At 77.2% G+C, this 18,136-nt stretch carries 17 protein-coding genes; 10 read left to right on the top strand and 7 right to left on the bottom strand.

Annotation, left to right across the window (positions count from 1 at the left end; all coding sequences use genetic code 11):
* Positions 1 to 24: 24 nt before the first annotated feature.
* The 3 genes from ACFO3M_RS02045 to ACFO3M_RS02035 all read left to right on the top strand — a co-directional run bounded on the left by ACFO3M_RS02045 (position 25) and on the right by ACFO3M_RS02035 (position 1,940).
* Complete coding sequence (locus tag ACFO3M_RS02045) at positions 25 to 807, top strand: polysaccharide deacetylase family protein (protein WP_387985688.1); 783 nt, start codon at positions 25 to 27, stop codon at positions 805 to 807.
* Positions 808 to 915: 108 nt separating this feature from the next.
* Complete coding sequence (locus ACFO3M_RS02040; protein ID WP_387985687.1) at positions 916 to 1,689, top strand: SDR family NAD(P)-dependent oxidoreductase; 774 nt, start codon at positions 916 to 918, stop codon at positions 1,687 to 1,689.
* Positions 1,686 to 1,940 carry a hypothetical protein gene (locus ACFO3M_RS02035; RefSeq protein WP_387985684.1) on the top strand — a complete coding sequence of 85 codons (255 nt, stop codon included), beginning with the start codon at positions 1,686 to 1,688 and terminating at the stop codon, positions 1,938 to 1,940. The genes ACFO3M_RS02040 and ACFO3M_RS02035 overlap by 4 nt, the downstream gene beginning before the upstream one ends.
* Positions 1,941 to 1,973: 33 nt before the next feature.
* Here the strand turns inward: ACFO3M_RS02035 and ACFO3M_RS02030 are convergent, their stop codons facing one another.
* The 3 genes from ACFO3M_RS02030 to ACFO3M_RS02020 all read right to left on the bottom strand — a co-directional run bounded on the left by ACFO3M_RS02030 (position 1,974) and on the right by ACFO3M_RS02020 (position 5,622).
* Complete coding sequence (locus tag ACFO3M_RS02030; RefSeq protein ID WP_387985682.1) at positions 1,974 to 4,355, bottom strand: SpoIIE family protein phosphatase; 2,382 nt, start codon at positions 4,353 to 4,355, stop codon at positions 1,974 to 1,976.
* Positions 4,352 to 4,954: a biliverdin-producing heme oxygenase gene (locus tag ACFO3M_RS02025; protein ID WP_387985679.1), complete on the bottom strand. Its 603-nt coding sequence runs from the start codon at positions 4,952 to 4,954 to the stop codon at positions 4,352 to 4,354. Before ACFO3M_RS02025 ends, ACFO3M_RS02030 begins: the two co-directional genes overlap by 4 nt.
* Before the next feature lie 101 nt (positions 4,955 to 5,055).
* On the bottom strand, positions 5,056 to 5,622 hold the full coding sequence (locus ACFO3M_RS02020) for a TetR/AcrR family transcriptional regulator (RefSeq protein WP_387985677.1): 567 nt from the start codon (positions 5,620 to 5,622) through the stop codon (positions 5,056 to 5,058).
* Positions 5,623 to 5,697: 75 nt separating this feature from the next.
* On the opposite strand from ACFO3M_RS02020, the gene ACFO3M_RS02015 reads away from it, so the two are divergent.
* Complete coding sequence (locus tag ACFO3M_RS02015) at positions 5,698 to 6,273, top strand: hypothetical protein (protein ID WP_387985674.1); 576 nt, start codon at positions 5,698 to 5,700, stop codon at positions 6,271 to 6,273.
* Here ACFO3M_RS02015 and ACFO3M_RS02010 read toward each other — a convergent pair.
* Entirely contained in the window at positions 6,171 to 7,274 is a 1,104-nt protein-coding gene (locus ACFO3M_RS02010) for a PucR family transcriptional regulator (RefSeq protein ID WP_387985672.1), read from the bottom strand. The two genes, ACFO3M_RS02015 and ACFO3M_RS02010, sit on opposite strands and share 103 nt — an antisense overlap.
* Before the next feature lie 127 nt (positions 7,275 to 7,401).
* Here ACFO3M_RS02010 and ACFO3M_RS02005 point away from each other — a divergent pair, with 127 nt between their 5' ends.
* From ACFO3M_RS02005 to ACFO3M_RS01995, 3 genes are all read left to right on the top strand, one after another.
* Positions 7,402 to 8,331 (top strand): proline dehydrogenase family protein, encoded by a 930-nt coding sequence (locus ACFO3M_RS02005; protein WP_387985670.1) that lies wholly within the window; start codon positions 7,402 to 7,404, stop codon positions 8,329 to 8,331.
* Positions 8,332 to 8,350: 19 nt separating this feature from the next.
* Positions 8,351 to 9,976, top strand: a complete 1,626-nt coding sequence (gene pruA, locus ACFO3M_RS02000; RefSeq protein WP_387985667.1) for an L-glutamate gamma-semialdehyde dehydrogenase — start codon at positions 8,351 to 8,353, stop codon at positions 9,974 to 9,976.
* A 200-nt stretch (positions 9,977 to 10,176) separates the two neighbouring features.
* Positions 10,177 to 12,552, top strand: coding sequence for an ATP-binding cassette domain-containing protein (locus ACFO3M_RS01995; protein WP_387985665.1), 2,376 nt, complete (start codon positions 10,177 to 10,179; stop codon positions 12,550 to 12,552).
* 21 nt (positions 12,553 to 12,573) lie between these two features.
* Here ACFO3M_RS01995 and ACFO3M_RS01990 read toward each other — a convergent pair whose 3' ends face one another.
* Positions 12,574 to 13,092 carry a DUF488 domain-containing protein gene (locus ACFO3M_RS01990; protein ID WP_387985663.1) on the bottom strand — a complete coding sequence of 173 codons (519 nt, stop codon included), beginning with the start codon at positions 13,090 to 13,092 and terminating at the stop codon, positions 12,574 to 12,576.
* Positions 13,093 to 13,168: 76 nt separating this feature from the next.
* A complete protein-coding gene (locus ACFO3M_RS01985) occupies positions 13,169 to 13,657 on the bottom strand; it encodes a hypothetical protein (protein WP_387985661.1) in 489 nt (162 codons plus the stop codon).
* Between the two features lie 169 nt (positions 13,658 to 13,826).
* Between ACFO3M_RS01985 and ACFO3M_RS01980 the strand changes: the two genes are divergently transcribed.
* The 3 genes from ACFO3M_RS01980 (at position 13,827) to ACFO3M_RS01970 (ending at position 17,649) form a co-directional block, all read left to right on the top strand.
* The gene (locus ACFO3M_RS01980) at positions 13,827 to 15,782 is read left to right on the top strand and encodes a sensor histidine kinase (protein ID WP_387985658.1); all 1,956 of its coding nucleotides are present in this window, start codon (positions 13,827 to 13,829) and stop codon (positions 15,780 to 15,782) included.
* On the top strand, positions 15,779 to 16,414 hold the full coding sequence (locus ACFO3M_RS01975) for a response regulator (protein WP_387985656.1): 636 nt from the start codon (positions 15,779 to 15,781) through the stop codon (positions 16,412 to 16,414). The genes ACFO3M_RS01980 and ACFO3M_RS01975 overlap by 4 nt, the downstream gene beginning before the upstream one ends.
* A gap of 83 nt (positions 16,415 to 16,497) precedes the next feature.
* Positions 16,498 to 17,649: an MFS transporter gene (locus tag ACFO3M_RS01970; protein WP_387985655.1), complete on the top strand. Its 1,152-nt coding sequence runs from the start codon at positions 16,498 to 16,500 to the stop codon at positions 17,647 to 17,649.
* Positions 17,650 to 17,653: 4 nt separating this feature from the next.
* Here ACFO3M_RS01970 and ACFO3M_RS01965 read toward each other — a convergent pair whose 3' ends face one another.
* On the bottom strand, positions 17,654 to 18,085 hold the full coding sequence (locus ACFO3M_RS01965; protein WP_387985652.1) for an Lrp/AsnC family transcriptional regulator: 432 nt from the start codon (positions 18,083 to 18,085) through the stop codon (positions 17,654 to 17,656).
* Positions 18,086 to 18,136: the final 51 nt, after the last annotated feature.

The raw sequence follows: 18,136 nt of genomic DNA, 5'->3' as shown, positions 1-18,136 counted from the left end.
GGGCGCCCTCCTAGCGTCCGCCGCGTGGACCGCCGGGGCTTCCTCCTCCTGCTCGCCACCGGACTCGCCGGGGCCGCCGTCGGGCGCGGCGCCGCCGAGATGGACCTGGGGGCACCGGACCTCGTCGCCCCGCCGCCCGCCGCGGCGGCCACCCCCACCGGCCCGGGCGGCCTGGTCGCCGTCCCGGCACCGGCCGGCGTGGTCGAGGAGATCCCCGGCAGGGGCAACCAGCTGGCCCTGACCATCGACGACGGCAGCAACGGCGAGGTGGTCGCGGCGCTGGTCACCCTCGTCCGCGAGACCGGCACCCGGCTGACGTTCTTCCCCAACGGCAGCTACCGCACCTGGGGCGACAACGCCCGCGACCTGTGGCCGCTGATCGAGTCCGGCGAGGTCGCGTTCGGCAACCACACCTGGTCGCACCCGGACCTCACCACCGTCTCCGACGCCGAGGTGGCCGAGGAGCTGCGGCGCAACCAGGAGTTCATGCGCCGCACCCTCGGCGTCACCGACACCCCGTTCTGGCGGCCGCCGTTCGGGTCGCACGACGAGCGCGTCGACGCGATCGCCGCCGACCTCGGCCACCCGACCACGGTGATGTGGAACGGCACCTTCGACGACGCCCGCGCGATCGGCGCCGAGGAGCTGATGGCCGCCGCGGAGCAGTGGTTCGCCGCCCGGGCGATCATCGTCGGCCACGCCAACCAGCCGGCCGTCACCACCGTGCTCGACCGGCTGCTGGAACTGATCGAGAGCCGGCAGCTGCAGACGGTGACCCTCGCCGACGTCTGGTCCTCCCCGGCCTGACCGCTCCGACCTGCGGGCCGCGCGGACCTCGGCGAGAGTGGCGGGGACGCATCGTGATCACGGGTCCGCTGGTCGCGTACCGGTGCGGGCCGGAGGACGGAGGAACGGGTGGCAGGGGAGCTGAAGGGCCGCGTGGCGCTGGTCACCGGCGGGGCCAGCGGGCTGGGCCGGGCGACGTGCGTGTCGCTGGCCGAGGCCGGCGCGCACGTCGTCGTCGCCGACATCGACGCCGACGGCAGCGAGCGCACCCGCGAGCTGGTGACCGACGCCGGCGGCAGCGCCGAGGTCGTCCCGCTGGACGTGACCGACGACGCGAGCCGCCGCGAGGTCGTGGCCCGGCTCTTCGAGCAGCACGGCGACGCCTTCGACGTCCTGGTCAACGTGGCCGGCATCGACCGGCCGGGCTACATCACCGACATCGACCTCGACGACTACCGCCGGGTCATGGCGGTCAACTGCGAGGGTCCGATCTTCCTGACCAGCGAGTTCGTCAAGCGGGTGCAGCACCTGCCCGAGGGCCGCACCGCCGACGTCGTGCACGTCGTGTCGCTGTCGGCGATCACCTCGGGCAGCGGCGCGATCGCCTACAACGGCTCCAAGGCCGGCTTCCTCAACGCCACCCGCTGCATCCAGCGCGAGCTGCGGGAGAAGGCGGTGAGGCAGGAGGACGGCAGCGAGCGGCCCTTCCCGGCGCGGGTCATGAGCGTCATCCCGGCGGCGATGGACACGCCGATGATGGAGCAGTGGGGCATCCCCGGGCACCTGATGATGCCGCCGTCGGCGGTGGCCGACACCGTCCGCACGCTGCTCCTGCTGCACCCGTCGGCGTTCGTGCCGGAGATGCAGGTCGTGCCGCGCCTCGAGCCGAACTTCCCGCGATGACCGACCCCGACCTCCCCGACAGCGGCATGGCCTCCGGCTCGGACGCCGGCGAGCCGGGGGAGCACCTCGGCAGCGGCGACCTGCGCCCCGACGAGGAGCGCCTGCTCGCCGAGCTGACCCGGGGCGTCGACGCCCCGCCCGACTCCACCGAGGCCGAGGTGCGCGCCGCCGAGGACGAGGCGCCGCTGCCCGACGACGGCGGCGCCCAGGACGACGGCCTGGAGGCCGACTTCTCGGACCCCCAGCCGTGAACGCGGCCCCTGCCGGATCCCGGGAGGGGCCGCTCACGCCTCCGGGGACAGGCGGACGGCGACCAGGGCGACGTCGTCCTCGGCGCCGTCGGGGACCATCCGCGCCAGCACCTCGTCGCAGACCTGCTCCACCGGCCGGTCGCGCAGCTCCGCGAGCGCCCGGGCGAGTCGCGTGACGCCGTCGTCGAGGCCCTCGGTCCGGCGCTCCACCAGGCCGTCGGTGAACAGCAGCACCGTGGAGCCGCGGGCGAGGACCACCTCGGCGTCGGCGCGGACCGCCTCCGGGCGCACCCCGAGCAGCAGGCCCGGCCGGCCGCCGTCCAGCGGCGCGCTGGTGCCGTCGGGGGCGGCGACCAGCGGGGGCAGGTGGCCGGCGCTGGCCCACCGCAGGCGGGTGACCCCGGCAGCGCGGTCGTCGCCGGTCTGCTCGAGCCGGCCGACCAGCACGGTGGCCATGGCGCCGAGCTGCAGGCCCTGGATCGCCGCGTCGAGCCGGGCGAGCACCGCCGCGGGGCTGTCCCCGCTGTCGTAGGCGATGCCGCGCAGCAACCCCCGCAGCTGGGCCATGCAGGCGGCGGCCTGGACGTCGTGGCCGACGACGTCGCCGATGACCAGCATCGTCGAGCCGTCGGGCTGGACGAAGACGTCGTACCAGTCGCCGCCGACCTGGGCCTCCCGGGTGGCCGGCACGTAGCGCACCGCCATCTGCAGGTGGTCGGGCTGCGGCGGCTCGGACAGCAGGCTGCGCTGCAGCGTCTCGGCGGCGCGGACGATGCTGCGCGAGCGGGCGTAGAGCGCCTCGAGCAGGTGGCTGCGCAGCTGCAGCACCTCGGCGCGCTCCTGCGGCGTCCACGGGTGCGAGCGCTCGCGGACGGTCTCCCGCCAGCGGTCGAAGCTCTTGCGCGGGCTGAGCCGGACGTCGTCGCCCTCCCGCTCGGCGATCGCCTTGTTGTGCGGGTCGCCGCCCCAGTCGACGTGCCGCACGGCCTCGCGCCGGTGCCACAGCACGTACTGGCCCTCGGGGAGCGGCAGCACGAGCACGCCGCAGGCGACCTCGACCGGGACGCCGAGCCCGGGCGCCTCGCGCTGCAGGGCGTCGGTGGCCACCACGTCCTCGCCGCTCGCGGCCGCCCAGGCCACCACCCGCTCGAGGACGTCGGCCGGCAGCTCCGCGCCCTTGGTGCCGCTGCTGCCCTGGAGGCAGACCGCGACGCCGTCGGCGGGCAGGACGTCGAGCAGGCTGGTGGTGCCGAGCAGCGTGTCGGCCAGCGGGCGGTCCTCGTCGAGGGTGGCCGCGGTCAGCCAGGCCAGGGTGGAGCGGACCTGCAGCGCCCGGTGCACCTCGTCCTCGGCGGTGCGGTCGACCAGCCGCAGCGACAGCGTCGAGCCGAGGAACTCGGCCGCGGCGCGGGTGGCGTAGGGCGGCTGGTGCGGGCCGGAGTAGTGGTGGCAGGCGATGAGGCCCCAGAGCCGGTCGTCCTGCAGCAGCGAGATCGACATGGAGGCGCGCACCCCCATGTTCCGCAGGTACTCGACGTGGATCGGCGAGACGCTGCGCAGCGTCGACAGGGTGAGGTCCAGCGGCCGGCCGGTGGCCGGGTGCGCGGCCGGCTGGATGCGGCTGGGGACGTAGTCGACGTCGCTGATCAGCCGGATCCAGTTCTTCTCGTACAGCGCCCGGGCCTGCGCCGGGATGTCCGAGGCCGGGTAGTGCAGGCCGAGGAAGGAGTTGAGGTCCGCGGCCTTCGCCTCGGCCACGACCTCGCCGTTGTGGTCGGCGTCGTAGCGGTAGACCATCACCCGGTCGAAGCCGGTGAGGGCGCGGATCGCCCGCGCGGTGATGTCGTAGAGCTCCTCCAGCGTGGAGGCCCGGTTGAGCTCGGCGACGGTCCCGCGCACCGCCTGGTAGGTGTTCGGGAAGGAGAACGGCCGCGGCCCGCGCGCGGGCTCGAGCTCCACGACGAGGTTGGTCAGCGGCGGGGCGCCGTCCTCGGGCTGCCCGTGCTCGTCCCGGGCGCCGTCCAGCACCGCCCGGTGCAGGATCGCGTCCACCGGCACGGGGTCGCCGTCGACGTCGAGGGTGACCTCCACCGGGTTGCGCTCGCGCAGGTCGCCGAACGCGCTTGCCGAGCGGACGACGGCCTCGGTCTGCGCGACCCCGAGGACGTCGGCGAGCGGGCGGCCGAGCGCGTCGGACCAGACGACGCCGGTCAGCCCGGCGAGGTTCTCCGACGCCTGGACGACGACCAGGTCGGGCTCGCTGACCGCCAGCAGCACGCCCCGCGGCTGGATGCTGCCCGGGACGTGGATCGGCTCGCGGGCGCAGTTGTCCAGGTCGACCGGCTCACCCGGTGACAGCCACGCGACGTCTGCCCCGGCGGTGTCCGCCCCGGAGGTGGCGTCGACGTCGGTCACGCGGTGGCCCCCTGCGCCGCCGGGGCGCACCAGTCGGCGAGGACGGCGAAGGTCTGGCGGGCCGCGGCGACCACCCGCCCGGCGTCCCCGGCGCCCGCGACGTGCGCCCGGGTGACCCGGCGGAACCCGGCCCACATCGCGCCGGTGTCCTCGCCGTAGGGGCTGAAGCAGCGCAGCCGGGGCAGTCCCGGCAGGCCCGCCAGGTGGCGGTCGATGAAGGTGCCGCCGAGGGTCGAGCCCTCCATCACGTACAGCCGGCCCAGCGCCTCGTCGGTGTCCGGAACGGCGGGCAGGTCGGGCCGGCCGGCGTCGGGGGAGCCGCCCAGCCCGGCCAGGTCGGCGGCGTAGAGACCGGTGTGGCGGCGGCGCTCCCAGTCGAGGGCGGCGGCGTCGGCGGGGTGGCGGGCGGCCCAGTCGTCCAGCCCGGCCTCGGCCGCGGCCCAGAAGGCGTGCAGCCGCGCCAGGACGGTGACCAGGCGGCCGCGGTCCAGCGCGGGGTCCATCAGGTCGAGGGTGGCCTCGACCCGTCGGTGCTCCACGGCGGTGGCCGTGCGCAGGTCCCGGAGGACGTCGCCGGCGCCGCCCGCGTCTCGAGGCAACGCCTCTCCTCCCGCAGCCATCAGCCCTTCGAGCGTAGGTCACGCCCCGGACAGCGTCGCGGGGGAGAAGGTGCAGTGCGCAACAGTCCTCCTCCGGCGGGTCAGGAGGTCCGCGGCGGGCGGTCCAGCAGCAGGTCGGCGGCGCGGGCGAGGACCTGCGCCCGGGTGCGCCCGCCGTGGCCGGTGACGAGGAAGTGTTCGCCGATCGCCAGGCAGAAGGCGATCAGGGCGCGCGCCTCCACCTCGTCGGGGTCGGCGCAGAACGTGCCGATCAGCTCGCGCAGCAGCCCCATGCGCCGCTCGTCGACCCGGCGCAGGCGCGCGGCGACCGCCTCGTCCCGGCGGGCCCAGTCGCGGACGGCGAGGTCGATCGGGAGCAGGCGGTCGCTGGAGAAGGTGAGGACGCCGGCCCGCGCGATGCGCGTCCGCGGGTCGCCGCCCTCCCGCTCGACGCGTTCGAGCACCTCGTCGGTGCTCTCCCGTTCCCAGGTGTCGAGCATCGCCTCGAGCAGGGCCTCCCGGTCGGCGAAGTGCCCGTAGAAGCCGCCCTTGGTGACGCCGAGGTCCTTGGCCAGCGCCTCCACGCGCACCGCGTCGGGACCGCCCGCGGCCAGCGCCCGCAGGCCCTGCTCGACCCACCGCTCCCGCGGCGTCCGCACGACCGCCACGCCCACCTCCTGTACGCCACCGTACACATCCGCTACCGTCGTCTGTACGGCACCGTATACGAGAGGGGACCCGCCATGACCCGGCTCGACGGCACGGGGGTGGTCCGCGGGATCACCGCGTCCGCGCGGGAGGTCTGCCCACTGCCCCGGATCGACTACGCCGACCGCTGCACCCTGGTCACCGACGCGACGGCGACGCCGGAGCGGTGGGCCCGGGCGATGTTCGGCGACGTCCCGAGCCCGGCGGAGCGGTTCGTCTGGCGGGGGCTGCTCGCCTTCCGGCTCGACCCGCGGCGCTCCCCGGACACCGTGGGGGGCTGGCGGGTCGGCGGGCGCGGCGAGGACTGGATCCGGCTGGAGACCGCCTCCCGGTCGCTGCGCGCGGCCATGGTCGTGCAGACCGCCGGGCGCCGGGTCACCTGGACGACGTGCCTGTCCTACGAGCGGTCGTGGGGCCGGCTGCTGTGGCCGCCGCTGTCGGCCGTGCACCGCCGGCTGGTGCCGCGGGTGCTCGCCGCCGCCGGGCAGCGGCTCCGGGAGACGGACGGTCAGGACAGCCGGGCGCGGCGCAGCGAGGCGTGCACCAGCAGCCGGGTGTCGCCGTCGGCCAGGTCCAGGCCGGTCAGCGCGGTGATCCGGCCCAGCCGGTAGTACAGCGTCTGCCGGTGGATCGACAGCGCCGCCGACGTCCGGACCACGCTGCCGCCCGTGTCGAGGTAGGCCTCGGCCGTGGCGGCCAGCACCGGGTCGGCGAGCAGCGGCGCGACGGCCGGGTCCGGCGCGGGCAGCGCCGCGGCGACCCGCCAGCCGCCGAGCTCCGACCAGCGGGCCACCGGCGCGAGCCCCGGCGCCACGGCCGCGACCCGGGCCGCGGTGCGGGCCTGCGCCCAGCACGCGGGCAGGCCGGCGGGACCCGCGGCGGGGTCGGACACCCCCGCGGCCGCGCCGCCGGGCAGCCGGGCGAGGGCCGCGGACGCGGTGGTCGCGGCCGGGCGCAGGTCGCCGGGGCGGGCCAGCCGGACGAGGACGGCGACCTCGCGGCGGTCCTCGGCCGCCACCGCCGCGGGCGGCGGGCTGGGCCACCCCTCGGGGAGCGCGCCCCGCAGCGCCACCAGGGCCAGCGGCGTGTCCTCGCCGAGCCGGGCGGTCAGGGTGCGCGTCGCCCGCTCGCGCGCCGGCGGGGTGCCGGTGAGCGCCGCGGCCAGGGCCTCGCCGAGGTCGCCGTCGTCGTCCCCGCCGGCCAGCAGCCGTCCCGCGCGGGCGGCGAGGGCGACCGCCGCGGCCAGGGCCGGGTCGGCGTCGTCGTCGGGGTCGGTGCGGCCGCCGTCGAGCAGCCAGAGGTAGCCGAGGGTGCGGCCGCCGTGCCGGACCGGCAGCAGCAGGCGGGTGAGGATCCCCGCGTCCGGGTCGGCGGGGGTGCGCACCGGCCGCTGCGCGGTGGCGATGCCGAGGTCCTCGAACCAGCGGCGGGTGTCGGGGGTGGAGCCGCGGCCGAGGATGGAGCGGGTGCGGACGGCGTCCATCGCGGTGTCGCCGCCGTCGAGGGGGTGCGCGGCGAAGGCCAGCAGCGTGAAGTCGACGTCCTCGAGCGTGGCCGGGGCGCGCAGCAGCCGGGCGACCTCGTCCACCACGTCCTGCAGGTCGTCGCGCACCGTACGACTGTATGAAACCGGACGTCCGGAGTCCGTACGTCCGTCCCTGGTGGACCCGATCGGGCGCTCCTAGCGTTCGGGCCAGGCGTGCACTCCCGCGGGAGCGCACCGACGACGGAGGTGGCCGGTGCTGTCCACGAAGACCCTGCTGCTGGGGGCCTCCCGCCGCCCGGCGCTGCGCCGCGCGCTCGTGGGCACCCCGGTGACCCGGCGCGTGGTCGAGCGGTTCGTGGCCGGCGAGACGCTGCCCGACGCGCTGGTCGTCGTCGGCCGGCTCACCGGCGAGGGCATCGAGGTGACCCTCGACCACCTCGGCGAGCACGTCACCGACCCCGCCGAGGCGCGCGCCTCCCGCGACGCCTACCTCGCCCTGCTCGAGGCGCTGGCGCCGCTGGACCTCGGCCCGCGCGCGGAGGTGTCGGTGAAGCTGTCCGCCTTCGGCCAGGCGCTGCCGGGCGGGGAGGACCTCTCGCTGGAGCTGGTCCGGCCGGTGGTCGAGTGCGCGGCGCGGATCGGCACCACGGTCACCCTCGACATGGAGGACTCCTCGACCGTCGACGCCACCCTCGCCGTCCTCGCCGAGCTCCGCCGCGACCACCCGCAGACCGGCGCCGTGCTGCAGGCCGCGTTGCACCGCACCGAGGACGACGTGCAGGCGCTGGCCACCCCGGGCTCCCGGGTGCGGCTGGTCAAGGGCGCCTACGACGAGCCGCCGTCGGTCGCCCACCAGGGCCGCCGCGACGTCGACGCCGCCTACGCCCGCTGCCTCGGCGTGCTCATGCGCGGTCCCGGCTACCCGATGGTCGGCAGCCACGACCCGGCGATGATCGCGCTGGCCCAGCGGCTGGCCGGCGAGCACGGGCGCGCCGCCGACTCGTGGGAGGTGCAGATGCTGCACGGCATCCGGGTCGACGAGCAGCGCCGGCTGGCCGCCTCCGGCACCCGCGTGCGCGCCTACGTGCCCTACGGCCGCGACTGGTACGGCTACTTCGTCCGCCGGCTGGCCGAGCGCCCGGCGAACCTGCGCTTCTTCCTCCGCGCCCTCGTCTCCCGCTGACACACCCTGGAGGTCCCCCGTGGACGGCACCACCCGCGTCCCCCCGCCGCGCAACGAGCCGGTGCTCACCTACGCGCCCGGCTCGTCCGAGCGCGCCGAGCTCGAGACCCGCCTGGCCGAGCTGGCGGCCGAGCCGCTGGAGCTGACGGCCACCATCGGCGACAAGCAGCGCATGGCCGGCGGTGAGCGCTTCGACGTCGTCCAGCCGCACCGGCACGCCGCGGTCCTCGGCACCTCGGCGCACGCCACGCACGCCGACGCCGAGGAGGCCGTGGCCACCGCCAAGGCCGCCGCCCCGGCCTGGCGCGACCTGTCGCTGGACGACCGCGCCGCGGTGTTCCTCAAGGCCGCCGAGCTGCTGGCCGGCCCGTGGCGGCAGACGCTCAACGCCGCCACGATGCTGGGCCAGTCGAAGACCGCTCACCAGGCCGAGATCGACAGCGCCTGCGAGATGATCGACTTCTGGCGCTGGAACGTGCACTTCGCGCGCGAGGTCGTGTCCGCGCAGCCGGTGTCCTCACCGGGCGTGTGGAACCGCAGCGACCACCGGCCGCTGGAGGGCTTCGTCTACGCGGTGACGCCGTTCAACTTCACCGCGATCGCCGGCAACCTGCCCACCGCGCCGGCGCTCATGGGCAACACCGTCGTCTGGAAGCCCGCGCCCACCCAGCAGTTCGCCGCGCACTTCCTCATGCGGCTGCTGGAGGAGGCCGGCCTCCCCCCGGGCGTGATCAGCATGCTGCCCGGCGACGGCATCCCGGTGTCGGAGGTCGTGCTCGCCGACCGCGACCTCGCCGGCATCCACTTCACCGGCTCGACGCCGGTCTTCCAGCACCTGTGGCGCACGGTGGGGGAGAACATCTCCGGCTACCGCGGTTACCCGCGGATCGTCGGCGAGACCGGCGGCAAGGACTTCGTCGTCGCCCACCCCTCGGCCGACCTCGACGTGCTGCGCACCGCGCTGGTCCGCGGCGCCTTCGAGTACCAGGGGCAGAAGTGCTCGGCCGCCTCGCGCGCCTACGTGCCGCGCTCGGTCTGGCGGCGGCTGCGCGACGACCTGGTGGCGACGACGGAGTCCCTGACGATGGGCGACGTCACCGACCTGTCGAACTTCATGGGCGCGGTCATCGACCGGAAGTCGTTCTCGAAGCTGTCCGGCGTCATCGACCGGGTCGACGACGACCCCGCGCTGTCGATCGTCGCCGGCGGGCAGGCCGACGACAGCGAGGGCTTCTTCGTCCGCCCGACGGTCATCGAGGGCACCGACCCCGAGCACGAGGTCTTCACCACGGAGTACTTCGGCCCGATCCTCGCCGTCCACGTCTACGACGACGCCGACTACGACACCGTGCTCACGCAGCTCGAGTCGGTGGCCCCGTACGCGCTCACCGGCGCGGTGATCGCCCAGGACCGGGCGGCCATCGCGCACGCGCAGCGGGTCCTGCGCTTCGCGGCCGGTAACTTCTACGTCAACGACAAGCCCACCGGCGCCGTCGTCGGGCAGCAGCCCTTCGGTGGCGGGCGCGCGAGCGGTACCAACGACAAGGCCGGCGCCGCGCAGAACCTGCAGCGCTGGACCTCGACCCGGTCGATCAAGGAGACGTTCGTCCCGCCGACCGACCACTGCTACCCGCACATGGGGTAGCCGCCCGCCTCCGGCCCGGGACGCCGGGGAGCGGAGCGCGGGCGCAGCGTGACGACGGGCACGCCGGGGACCCGGCCGCCCGGGTCCCCGGCGCCCGGCGACCGCGAGGCGGTTGACGGGCGCCGGGCGGACCGGGACGGTGCCGTCGTCCCGGTCCGCACCGACGGCCCCGGCTGCACGGGGGCAGGAGGGGCTCCGTCATGGCCGGTCGCCGTCTCGACCAGCCGCCCCCGCCCGGGCGGCCCGGCGCCCGGACGGTCGCGGCCCGGCCGCGGGACGGCACGGTCGTGCAGCTGTCCGCCTCCGGCCGGGTGTGGACCTTCGACGGCTCCCGCGCGGTGGTGGTGGGCCGGGACCCCCGCAGCGACGTGCACCTGCCGGACGAGCGGGTCAGCCGCGCCCACCTGGCCGTGCGGCACGAGGCGCGCGGCTGGGTGCTGCAGGACCTCGGCAGCCGCAACGGCACCTCCCTCGACGGGACGGCCGTGCCGCCCGGCACGGTGGGCGGGTCACCCGGCCCGGCGGTGCCGCTGGAGCCCGGCCGGGAGCACCGGGTGCAGGTGGGCGGGCACGGCGGGCCGGAGCTGCTGGTCCGGTCCGTGTCCGGGGGGCAGCGCCCGGGGGCGGACGCCGGCCCGGCCGCGGAGCGGATGGTCGTCATCGGCCGCGACCCCGCCTGCGACGTCGTCGTCGCCGACGACCCGATGGTGTCCCGCCGCCACGCCGCCATCGAGCTCGGCGCACCCGGCACCGCCGTCGTGCGGGACCTGGGCAGCTCGAACGGGACCTACCTGAACGGCACGCGCCTGGCCGGGACGGCGGTCCTCACCGCCGGGGACACCATCGGCATGGGCGGCACGATGGTCACCTGGGACGGCCGGGAGGCCGTCCTCCCCGGCCGCCGCGCGGCGACCCTCAGCGCCCGGCACCTGGGCGTGTCCACCCGCGGCGGCAAGCGCCTGCTCGACGACGTCTCGCTCACCGTCCGGGCGGGCCAGCTCGTGGCGGTGATCGGCCCCTCCGGCGCCGGCAAGTCCACCCTCCTCGGCGCCCTCACCGGCCTGCGCCCCGCCGGCACGGGCCGGGTCACCTGGGACGGGCGGGACCTGTACGAGGGCTACGGCCACCTGCGCCACCTCATCGGGCTCGTGCCCCAGGACGACGTGCTGCACCGCCAGCTCACCGTGCGGCGGGCGCTCGGCTTCGCCGCCCGCCTGCGGCTGCCCCGCGACACCACCGCCGCCGAGCGCGACGAGCGGGTGCGCCGGGTCCTCGCCGAGGTCGGGCTGTCCGAGCAGGCCGACCAGCGGATCGACTCCCTCTCCGGCGGCCAGCGCAAGCGCACCTCCATCGCCCTCGAGCTGCTCACCGCGCCGCAGCTGCTCTTCCTCGACGAGCCCACCTCCGGCCTGGACCCGGGGCTGGACCGGCAGGTCATGGAGGGCCTGCGGGCGCTGGCCGACGGCGGCCGGGTGGTCCTCGTCGTCACCCACAGCGTGCTCGCCCTCGACCAGTGCGACCTGGTCCTGCTGCTCGCCACCGGCGGCCGGGTCGCCTTCTTCGGCCCGCCCGGGCAGCTGCTGTCGTTCTTCGGGGTACCCGACCACGCGGCGGTCTTCCGGGCGCTGGACGACCCCGCCTGGGTCGCCCGGTTCGCCGCGTCCCCGGTCCGCCGGGCCTACGTCGGGGCGACGTCGGTGGAGGCGCGGCCCCCGCCGCCGGCCGGTGAGGCCCCGGCGCCGCCGCGGCCGGCGCCGGTCCGCCAGCTGGTCACCCTGGTCCGGCGCAACCTCGCCGTCGTGGCCGCCGACCGGCTGTTCCTGGCCCTGCTGGTCGGGATGCCGGTGGTGCTCGCGGTCATGGCGCACGCCTTCCCCGGCGAGGCCGGCCTGTCGCTGCGCGCGGCCGACGGGGACCCCGCCGAGGCGCAGCAGCGGATCATCGTGCTGGTGGTGGGCGCGGCCCTGATGGGCGCCGCGCTCGCGGTCCGGGAGTTCGTCGCCGAGCGCCCGATCTACCGCCGCGAGCACGCCGTGGGCCTGTCGCCGACCGCCTACCTCACCAGCAAGGTCCTCGTCGTGGGCGGGGCCGTCGCGGTCCAGTCGGTGGCCTTCACCCTGCTGGCGCTGATCGGGCTGCCCGGCCCCGACGACCCGCGGCTGCTGCCCTGGGGGCAGGCGGAGGTCGCCGTCGCGGCGGCCGCGGTGGGCGTGACGATGTGCATCGCCGCGCTGGCCGTCTCCGCGCTGGCCCGGTCCACCGACCAGACCATGCCCGCCCTGGTCGCGCTGGTGATGGGGCAGCTGGTGCTGTGCGGCGGGCTGTTCCCGCTGGCCGACCGGGCGGGCCTCGAGCAGTTCTCCTGGGCGCTGCCGGCCCGCGCCGGCTACGCGGCGATGGCCGCGACGGTGCAGCTGCAGCCCCTGTCCGGCCCCCAGCCGGACCCGCTGTTCACGCCCACCACCTCCCGCTGGGCGCTGGACCTGGGGCTGCTCGCCGCGCAGGCGGCGGTCTTCCTGGCCCTGACCGCCTGGGCGCTGGCGCGGTCGGTGGCGCGCCACGGTGCCCCGCGCTGACCGGTCCGCTCCGCGCCGGGGTCACGGCCAGTGCACGAGGCCGTCGTCGCCGAGGACGGCACCCCCGGACGGGCGGTGCGGGGCGAGCCGCCCGTCGGGCATCAGGTGCGTGACCGGCACGCCGCGGGCCAGGACGGCGACGTCGGCGACCAGCCGCCGGTGGCAGCGCCACCACACGCCCTCGCTGCACATCACCGCGACCGTGGCGTGCGCCGCCTCGGCCAGCACGCCGTCGAGGGCGGCCGCGAACCCCGCGGTCCGGGTGTGCGCGGCGTAGGCGGCGAACTGGGCGACGGTCCACCAGCCGTCGGCCACCGGCTCGCCCGGGGGCAGCCGGCGCCGTCCGCCGAGCCGCTCCTCCCACCGGTAGCCGACGCCGGCGGCCGGCAGCCACTCCTCGAGCGCCTCCCGCCGGACGTCGGGGTTGCCGCGGCTGCCGGGGAAGCGGCGGACGTCGACCACGAGCTCCACCCCGGCACCGGACAGCCGGGCGGCGAGGGCGGTCCGGTCGTCGGCCCCGTGGCCCACGGTGAGCAGCACGGGCACCCCCTACCCGCGCGGCGCGCGCCGCCGGGACCGCCTGCGGCTGCGGGGACGGTCCCGGGACGGGTGCGGGTCAGCCGGTGAACGCCAGCCAGACGGCGGCGGCGACGGTCAGGACGGCCAGGGTCAGGCCCGCGGCGGCTGCGGCGGGGAGCCGCCCGAGGCGGCGGCGGGCGTCCAGCGCGAGGCCCGTGGCGGCTCCGGCGAGGACGGCCGGCACCCCGGTCCAGAAGACCAGGACCGAGACGGCGCCGAGCGCGGCGAGCACGAGGGCGACCCGGGCGGTGCGTGCAGGCGGGGCGGTCCGGGCGCGCACGGCCACGAACCCCGCGACGAGCGCCGCCACCGCGACGAAGGCGACCAGCAGCACCAGGCCGCCCCAGCCGCCGTTGCCGTGGAAGTCCGTCCCCCACGCGTCGGACCCGGACCTCCACGGCGTCTCCACGAACTGGCCCACGAGCGTGGAGCCCAGGCCCACACCGGCGCCGGCGGTGGTCCAGCCGTCGGGGAGCGGCGTGGGCCGGCGCGCGGCGACGGGCGGGCGGGCGGGACTGGCGGTCATGACGGTCCTCCTCCATCGGGCCGGCCCTCGCGGCCGGACGGGACGACCGTGGCCGCCCACGGCGACCCGCCGGACGGGGCACGCGACCCGGCCGACCCGGGAGGACCTCCCGGCCCGGCCGGGACGCCGGAGGCCCCACCCGGGACGCCGCCGGAGCCACACTGACGCCGTGCGCGGGCGCGCTCTCCCCACCACCGTCGCCGTCGCGGCGGTCCTGCTCTGCGCCGCCGCCGGTGCGCTGGCCGCGTGGGTCGCCCCGCGACTGCCCGAACCCGAGCCGACCGCGATCGGCGCCCTGTACGCCGTGGCCAGTGCCGCCACCGGGGCCCTGCTCGTGCGCCTGCGGCCGCGCAACGTCATCGGCTGGCTGCTCGTGCTGTGCGGGCTGCTGCAGGCGGTCAGCGTCGGCACGGGCGCCTACGGCGGCTACGGGGTGGACGTGGCCGACCCGCCCTGGCCGGGGGCGCGGTGGGTGGCGCAGGCCGGGTCGATGACGTGGTTGCCGTCCCTGGTGCTGCCCGCCACCGTCCTCGTGGCGTTCTACCCCTCGGGCCGGCTGCCGGCCCGGTGGTGGCGGTGGCCGGTGCTGGCCACCGCCGCCGGGCTGTGCGTCGTCACGGTCGGGGCGAGTCTCTCGCAGGAGACCTACAACGACATCGCCTCGGGCCCGGCACCCCTCGAGCTGCCGCGGACCTGGTGGACGACGGCCGTGCTGGTCGCGGCGGTCGTCGCACTCGGCGCCGGGGTCCTCACCATCTGGGTGGCGACGGTGGTGCGGATGGTCCGCGCCCGTCCTCCGGAGCGGCAGGAGCTGGCCTGGCTGGTCTGCGTCGTCCTGCCGCTGATGGTGGTGGTGTTCGTGGTACCGGCACCCGGGTGGGTGGTGGTGCCCGTGGCCCTCATGGTCCCGGGCGCGATCCTCGTCGGGGTCGTGCGCTACCGGCTGCTGGGCATCGTCGTCAGCCGGGCGCTGGTGTACGGGGCGCTGACGGCCGTCGTCGTCGGGCTGTACCTGGCCGTGGCGGCGGTCGCCGCGGCCGGCCTCGGCCGCACGCTGTCGCCCGTGACCGGCGCCGTGCTCGCCGCGCTGCTCGCGGTCGCCCTCGGTCCGGCCCGTTCCCGGTTGCAGGCGGCGGCCGACCGGTTCGTGTACGGACGGCGCCGCGACCCGGTGACGGCGGTGACCGAGCTCGGCGACCGCGTGGCCCGGGCCGACGAGGCCGGCCTGCTGCCCGCCGTCCTCGGGACGGTCGCCACGGCGCTGCGCGCCCCGGACGCCCGGGTCCTGCGGCCGGGGGAGCCGGGGCCCGGCGACGGGGTGGTCGCCGTCCCCCTGCGGGTCGGCGGCCGGGACGTCGGCACCCTGTGCGTGGCCGAGCGCGCCCCCGGGGAGCCGTTCACCGCCGGGGACCGGAGGCTGCTCGCGGCCCTGGCGCCGCAGGTGGCCGCCGTCGTCCGGGCGCTGGAGCTGACCCGCTCGCTGGAGCGCGAGCGCGACCGGGTGCTCACCGCGACGCACGCGGAGCGGGACCGCATCCGCCGCGACCTGCACGACGGGCTCGGGCCCTCGCTGGCCGGCGTCGGCCTCGGGGTCCAGGCGGTGCAGGCCATGCTCGGGGAGCGGGCCGACCCGGCCACCCGTGCACTGCTGGCGCGGATGCGGGAGGAGGTCGACGGCGCGGTCGGCGAGGTGCGCCGGATCCTCGACGGGCTGCGGCCCGCCCCGCTGGACGACGTCGGCTTCGTGGCCGCGGTCCAGCGGCACGCCGAGGCGCTGGCCCCGTCGGTGCCGGTGCGGGTGACCGCCGAGCCGCTGCCGCCCCTCCCGCCCGACGTCGAGACGGCGGCCTACCGGATCGCTCAGGAGGCGCTGACCAACGTGGCCCGGCACTCCGGCGCCCGCCGCGCCGAGGTGGGGCTGCGCGCCCGCGACGGCCGGCTCGAGGTGGCGGTGGTCGACGACGGCGCGGGCTTCCCGCCGGAGGACGGCGACGCCCGGCCCGCGGGCGTCGGGCTGTCCTCGATGCGGACGCGCGCCCGGGCGGTGGGCGGGGAGCTCACCGTGACCAGCGGTCCCGGCGGCACGCGCGTCGTCGCCGGCCTGCCCCTGGGGGCGGAGCGGTGACCGTCCGCGTGGTGCTGGCCGACGACCACCCGATGTACCGGTACGGGCTCCGCTCGGTGCTCGACGCCGCGCCGGAGGTCGAGGTGGTGGGCGAGGCCGCCGACGGCGCCGAGCTGCTCGCCCTCGTCGCGCGGACCGCGCCGGACGTCGTCCTCACCGACCTGGCGATGCCGCGGCTGCCGGGCATCGCCGCGATCGACGAGCTGACCCGCCGTCGGCCGGGCCTCGGGGTCCTCGTCCTGACCATGCACGAGGACGACGCCTCCCTCTTCGGCGCGCTGCGCGCCGGTGCCCGCGGCTACCTGCTCAAGGGCGCCGACGCGGGGGAGATCGTGCGTGCCGTGCTCGCCGTCGCCGACGGGGACGCCGTCTACGGGGGAGCGGTGGCCCGCCGGGTCGCGGACGCCCTGACCGGGACGGCTCCCCGCGCGCCGGCCTTCCCGGAGCTCACCGGCCGGGAGCGGGAGGTGCTCGAGCTGCTGGCCGCCGGGCTCCCCACCGGCCAGATCGCCCGCCGGCTGGCGCTGTCGGACAAGACGGTGCGCAACCACGTCTCCGCGGTGCTCACCAAGCTCCAGGTCCCAGACCGCGCCGCCGCCGTCGCCCGCGCGCGGGACGCCGGGCTGGGCTGAGCCGGTTCCACCCGCCGCCGGGCCGCCCCGGCCCCCCGGTCATGCTGGACGGCCGGGCGACGACGCCCGCGGAGGGGAGCGGTGTGAGCAGGGGGACGACGGACCGGGTGTCGCTGTGGCGGCTGCCGGCGATGCGGGCGCTGGTGGGGGCGACGACGCTCGGCTTCGCCAGCTACTGCCTGACCCTCGCCTCGCTGCCGGCGTACGCGGTGGCGGGCGGGGCGTCGGCCGACACCGCCGGCGTGGTGACCGCGGTCTTCCTGGCGGTGACCATCGCGGTGCAGTCGGTCGTCCCGGCGCTGACCGCGCGGTTCGGCCTGGGCCCGGTCCTCGCCGCCGGCCTCCTCGCGCTGGGTGCGCCCTCGCCGCTGTACGCCCTCGGCGACGGCGTCCCCTGGCTGTCGGCGGTGTCGGCGGTGCGCGGCGCGGGCTTCGCGGTGCTCACCGTGCTCGGCGCGGTGCTCGCCGCGCAGGCCGCCCCGCCCGAGCGCCGCGGCGAGTCCATCGGTCTCTACGGGCTGGCGATCGCGGTGCCCAACCTGGTGGCGGTGCCGGCCGGGGTGGCGCTGGTGCTCGACGGCCACCCCGGCTGGCTGGCGTGGCTGGCCGCCTCGCCGGTGCTCGCGCTGCCGCTGGTGCCCGGGCTGGCCCGCTCGGTGCACTGGGAGGGCGGCGCCGGCACGTCCTCGCGCGCCGCCGCCCGCGCCGCGCTGGCGCCGTCGGCGGTGCTGCTGCTGGTCACCCTCGCCGGCGGCGGCGTGGTCACCTTCCTGCCCATCGAGCGCCCCGACGGCGTCCTCGCGACGGCCGCACTCCTCGTGTTCGGCGTCACCGGCGCGCTCACCCGCTGGCGCGCCGGCCTGCTGGCCGACCGGGTCGGCACCGGCCGGCTGCTGCCCGCCGCCCTGGTCGCGGGCGCACTCGGGCTGGCCGCCGTCGCGCTGGGCCTGGTCACCGGCGACGCCGTCGTGCTGGCCGGGGCGGCGCTCTTCGGCGCCGGCTACGGCGCGGTGCAGAACCTGACGCTCGTCACCGCCTTCGCCCGCGCGGGGGAGGGCGGCTCGACCGCGGCCAGCGCGCTGTGGAACGCCTCCTTCGACGCGGGGACGGCGATCGGCGCGCTGGTCCTCGGGCTGGTCGCGGCCGGCGTCGGGCTGCCATGGACCTACGTGCTGGTCGCCGGCGTCCTGCTGGCCGGGCTGCCGGTGGCCCGGACGGCGACCCGCGCGGCCTGAGCGCTCAGCGCAGCACCGAGGTCAGCAGCAGGCTCGTCTGGCTGTTGATCACCCCGGGCACCGACCGGATGCGGTTGAGCAGCCGGTCGAACTCCACGAGGTCGGCGGTGCGGTGCTCGGCGATGAGGTCCCACGCGCCGTTGGTCGAGTGCATCGACTCGATCTCCGGGAAGCCGCGCAGCCGCCGGATGACGTCGTCGGTGGAGCGGCCCTCCACCTCGACCAGCGACACCGCCCGGACCCCGCCCGCGGCGGCCTCGTCGCGCACCCGGACGGTGAACCCGACGATGACGTCCTCGGCCACGAGCCGGTCGAGGTGGCTGGTCACCGTCGCCCGGGTGACCCCGAGCCGGCGGGCCAGCCCGGCCACCGGCGCGCGGCCGTCCTCCCGCAGCGCCGCGAGCAGGCGGCGGTCGAGGTCGCTCAGATCGGCCATGCGCAGAACGTACAGCTGATCTCGGTGAAGTGATCGGTGTCTGGTCACAAC

This window comes from Geodermatophilus arenarius (genome assembly GCF_042654585.1).
GTDB lineage: Bacteria > Actinomycetota > Actinomycetes > Mycobacteriales > Geodermatophilaceae > Geodermatophilus > Geodermatophilus arenarius.
Note: the sequence above shows the minus strand (reverse complement) of the source record. Positions and strands in the feature narration are given on the sequence as shown.

What these genes read in the sequence shown, in the direction of transcription:
- ACFO3M_RS02035 (WP_387985684.1), top strand. Translation starts at nt 1,686, where the DNA reads ATGACCGACCCCGACCTCCCCGACAGCGGCATGGCCTCCGGCTCGGAC.
- ACFO3M_RS02015 (WP_387985674.1), top strand. Translation starts at nt 5,698, where the DNA reads ATGACCCGGCTCGACGGCACGGGGGTGGTCCGCGGGATCACCGCGTCC.
- ACFO3M_RS01965 (WP_387985652.1), bottom strand. Translation starts at nt 18,085, where the DNA reads ATGGCCGATCTGAGCGACCTCGACCGCCGCCTGCTCGCGGCGCTGCGG.
- ACFO3M_RS01985 (WP_387985661.1), bottom strand. Translation starts at nt 13,657, where the DNA reads ATGACCGCCAGTCCCGCCCGCCCGCCCGTCGCCGCGCGCCGGCCCACG.
- ACFO3M_RS01995 (WP_387985665.1), top strand. Translation starts at nt 10,177, where the DNA reads ATGGCCGGTCGCCGTCTCGACCAGCCGCCCCCGCCCGGGCGGCCCGGC.